Source organism: uncultured Kiloniella sp., assembly GCF_937128705.1.
In the GTDB taxonomy this organism is placed as follows: domain Bacteria; phylum Pseudomonadota; class Alphaproteobacteria; order Kiloniellales; family Kiloniellaceae; genus Kiloniella.
Genome location: NZ_CAKZMP010000029.1, coordinates 1 through 3,634, shown reverse-complemented (window position 1 = coordinate 3,634; position 3,634 = coordinate 1). Strand labels below are relative to the sequence as shown.

Sequence of the window (3,634 nt, the reverse complement as noted above, 5' to 3'; positions counted from 1 at the left end):
ATCAACAGCTTACGATCACCCGCCAGAGTATGTCAGAGAAAGAAGCCACACTTTCTATAACCAGCCCATCAGGAAAAGTAACCAAGACCACACTCAAAGCCAATACGCATGGCTACGCCTCAACAAGGATAGAGGCAACTGAACCTGGCCTTTACACAATTAATGATGATATCCATACGGTCGTTGCCCAACAAGCACTCAGCGGACCCGAGCATGAAAGAGTACGCGCAGATCCCGCACCGCTTGCCTCAGTCATAGGAACAAGCAAAGGCGGCATATATCATCTTAAAAATGTTACCCCAAATTTACGCCTCGTAAGAGGGAATGGTGCTCTCACCGGAAAAGAATGGGCCGGGCTGCAGGCACAAAAAGCCGAGAAGCTAATTGGATCAACACGACACCCGCTTCTTCCCCCGTGGATTTTCTTATCCCTATTACTCTTAACAGCATTCGGGGCCTGGTATCGCGAAGGCCGTTAGACTTTTTGAATAACCCGTTCTTCGTAGGTATTTTCCCAAGGCACTAATTCCCCTTTGGGAAGGATGCCAAAGGGCATATTTTGAAGTGACAGTACCTGAAACTTATCAGCACTGACAGGGACAGGCATCTCAAACCCAAGAGGTTTAGCAAGATCAAAACCGTAGGGCGCATAATAAAGGTGCTCCCCGACGACGAAACACAAACGGTACCCCATTTTGCGCGCTTTATTCAGTCCATGTTTGACGAGGGCTTTTCCAATACCCTTGCCCTGTAAATCTGGCTGCACCGCCAAAGGTCCCAAAAGGAGAGCTGTTTCATCACCAACAAGTACAGGCCAAAAACGGAGTGTTCCCAGTAATTTTCCAGAAGAAGGCGCCCGTACCGAAAAGCTTAAATCAGGAACAGCAGAAACATCAGTCCGAAAAGAATAAGAAGGACGGGATTTTCGTTCAACTCCAAACGTCAAATCCAGTAGTTTATCAATCTGTGCTTCATCCGTAGAATTTTGAAGGGTAATCGTATAGTCACACATGGTACATCCTGCATTAGTGCCAGCTCTAAGAGCCTGTACTTTTATTTATCAAAGACATCTTTTTTGCTAACTGCTGTCTTTGGTAGTGCAGGTTGACCTGATACTCAGGTCGCTGAACGGTCCATCTCGACACACAGACTAACAGCCCAGCGAACAGAAGTTCGAGGGCAGGTGCGTCGTCGTCGGAGGTGTTCACAACAGTTGGGCATCTAAATGACCAAGCCTTAAAAAAGTAAATACGATTTGTATATCTTCGATATCACGATTTTTTACCGTGTCAAAGCAAGAAAATATCGCAGATGCTTTTTTCATAACAATCGCCCATAAAAAATCAACGATTCAGATTTGACTTATTCCCATAGAAATTTGCAATAAAGTCTATAAACACACGGGCTTTAGGCGAGAGATTGCGATTGATCGGATAGACAACATATATTGCGTTATCTGTATCCACTTCCCAATCTGGAAATAGTTTCACCACTCGTTTTTGATTTATCGCTTCACGAGAAATGAAATCTGGCATACAGGCAAAACCAATGCCCTCTTCGACAGCAGAAAGAATAAAATCTCCATTGTTCGCCGACAGATTACTCTTCAACGACACCCTAACAGTCCCCTGTTCTCCTGTAAGTTTTAAGTCTGTAATTCTATTCAGGTTTGAATAATGCAGAAAGTTATACCCCGTCAGTTCTGAAGGGATTACTGACCTGTATCTTTTTTCAAAATAGGATGGGGCAGCAATAATACTCATTCCACAATCAGATATTTTCTTGGCAACCAGCCTTGAGTCCATCATCCGCCCGATACGAATGCCAACATCAAAACCATCTTCGACCAGATCAACCATTTGATCATTAAGAACCAGATCTATCTCTATCTCGGGGTAGTCCTTTCTAAAGCCAGCAAGCATGGGGGCCATACACTTGATCCCAAAAGACATCGGGGCATTGATTTTCAATAACCCTCTGGGTGTCGCAGATAATCGAGAAACTGCATACTCTGCCTGTTCGGCGACATCCATAACGGCTTGACACTTTTCAAAAAACAACCTGCCAGCTTCTGTCAGAGAAAGACGCCGAGTTGTACGGTTTAATAATCGTATTCCCAAGCGATCTTCAAGGCGGCTCACCTGTTTAGATACTGCGGACTTACTAATGCCCAATGCCTGGGCTGCAGCTGTAAAGCTTTCATGTTGAACAACCGAAGCAAAAACCGCCATTTCATTCAAATTCATCTCTTGCCCTTACCAGCCACTGTTTCCACAAAGAAACAATATTGTTCTTGATTCAGCTATTATAAAACAAAAGTGATATAACTATCTATAGCTTAATAGTCATTTTTAAGTGTATTGGAGACCCCGATGATTGACATCAGACCATTTGATAGTTTGGGCCGATTTCAGAATGAATGGTTAAACGCCCATTATCATTTCAGCTTTGCAAACTATATGAATCCTGAAAGAACAGGCATTGGCCCTCTATTGGTTTGGAATGATGATGAAATCCAACCCGGTGGCGGCTTTCCAATGCATGGACACCGGAACATGGAAATCATCACCTATGTACGATATGGTGCTATTTCTCATGAAGATCACCTGTCAAACAAAGGGCAAACACCCGCAGGCGATATTCAGGTGATGACGGCTGGCAAAGGCATCATTCACAGCGAATATAATCACGAAGCTGAAATAACCGGACTTTATCAAATCTGGATTCAACCTTCAGAAACCTACCTTAAGCCTCATTGGGATCAAAAAACCTTTTCCCAAGCTGATTACGCGGGTGGTTTTCTACCACTGGCGTCCGGAGAGAAAAAATATCCCAATGCGTTACCTATAAATCAAAACGCTACTCTTTACGGGACGCACCTGAAAGAGAATGAAGAGATAAACCAACCCATAGAGAAAGACCGACTAGGCTACCTTGTGGTTTCAAAAGGTTCGATCGAACTCAATGGTCAGCAACTGAATGAGCGAGACGGTGCAATGATCGCGAACGAAGAAAACTTAAACATCAAAGCCCTCGGGAACGCAGAGTTAATTTTTGCGGACCTGCCAGATACGGTTCAATAAGACAAAAGAAAAGGAACAGATAAATGGGAAAACTCGTAGATGGCCAATGGCATGATGTCTGGTATGACACCAAAAGCAGCAATGGTAAATTTCAACGCAAAGATGCCCAGTTTAGAAACTGGGTGACGGCGGACGGATCCAAAGGCCCCAACGGAGAACAAGGCTATCCTGCCGAAAGCGGGCGTTATCATCTCTATGTAAATCTAGCTTGCCCTTGGGCACATCGAGCCCTGATTTTCAGAAGTCTGAAAGGTCTAGAAGAAGTTATCTCAGTCTCTGTCGTTCACTGGGAAATGAAAGAAAACGGCTGGGAATTCAAACCCGGGGATCTTGGCTCTACCGAAGATCATCTTTATGGGTCTGAGTATCTCTATCAAATCTACACAAAAGCTGATCCGAACTATACGGGCCGGGTTACCGTTCCTGTGTTGTGGGACAAAAAAGAGCAGACAATTATCTCAAATGAGTCTTCTGAAATCATCAGGATGTTCAATAGCTCCTTTGATGCCTTTGCGACAAATGATGTTCCAGATTTTTATCCTGAAGATATG

The 3,634-nt window shown here is 44.1% G+C and carries 3 protein-coding genes and 2 pseudogenes; 3 read left to right on the top strand and 2 right to left on the bottom strand.

Annotated elements, in window-relative coordinates:
- A pseudogene (locus tag Q0241_RS01760) lies at window positions 1-479 on the top strand (hypothetical protein); the annotation flags it as partial.
- On the opposite strand, the gene Q0241_RS01755 reads toward Q0241_RS01760, so the two are convergent.
- A complete protein-coding gene (locus Q0241_RS01755; protein WP_299372115.1) occupies window positions 476-1,012 on the bottom strand; it encodes a GNAT family N-acetyltransferase in 537 nt (178 codons plus the stop codon). The pseudogene Q0241_RS01760 and the gene Q0241_RS01755 overlap by 4 nt on opposite strands.
- A gap of 331 nt (window positions 1,013-1,343) precedes the next feature.
- Complete coding sequence (locus Q0241_RS01750) at window positions 1,344-2,246, bottom strand: LysR family transcriptional regulator (protein ID WP_299372111.1); 903 nt, start codon at window positions 2,244-2,246, stop codon at window positions 1,344-1,346.
- Between the two features lie 126 nt (window positions 2,247-2,372).
- Between Q0241_RS01750 and Q0241_RS01745 the strand changes: the two genes are divergently transcribed.
- Both Q0241_RS01745 and Q0241_RS01740 read left to right on the top strand, forming a co-directional pair.
- Window positions 2,373-3,083: a pirin family protein gene (locus tag Q0241_RS01745; protein ID WP_299372108.1), complete on the top strand. Its 711-nt coding sequence runs from the start codon at window positions 2,373-2,375 to the stop codon at window positions 3,081-3,083.
- Window positions 3,084-3,106: 23 nt separating this feature from the next.
- Window positions 3,107-3,634: pseudogene (locus Q0241_RS01740) on the top strand (glutathione S-transferase family protein); the annotation flags it as partial.